This window comes from Streptomyces niger, assembly GCF_000718305.1.
Taxonomy (GTDB): Bacteria; Actinomycetota; Actinomycetes; order Streptomycetales; family Streptomycetaceae; genus Streptomyces; species Streptomyces niger.
Map to the genome: position 1 here is coordinate 1 of NZ_JOFQ01000086.1, position 270 is coordinate 270.

Below are 270 nucleotides of genomic sequence, written 5' to 3' on the forward strand. Positions count from 1 at the left end.
ATGAGGTCACGGTAATCCCGCCAGGTGAAACCCCTGTGCTCCCCTTTGAGGTGGCCCTGGACGCGAGGGCGGTAGATGAGCCTGCTGCGCTCACCGCCCTTATAGCAGGCCATGGCGGCCATCGTGACCCGTCCACGGGAGCCTCCGTTGAACCGGACCACCGGTGTCCTCCCTCGTGGGGCCCAAGTGCGGCTGCGATGCGACGTCATCGAGACGGCGGCCTCGTCCTCGAAGACAAGCCAGGCCCCGAGCGCCGCCGCGGTCGCTTTG

General features: G+C 67.8%; 1 protein-coding gene. It reads right to left on the reverse strand.

Annotated features, from left to right (window positions below; genetic code table 11):
- Nucleotides 1-270 (reverse strand): transposase (locus tag IF20_RS41035; protein WP_199896940.1); only part of this gene is annotated, 270 nt, incomplete at both ends.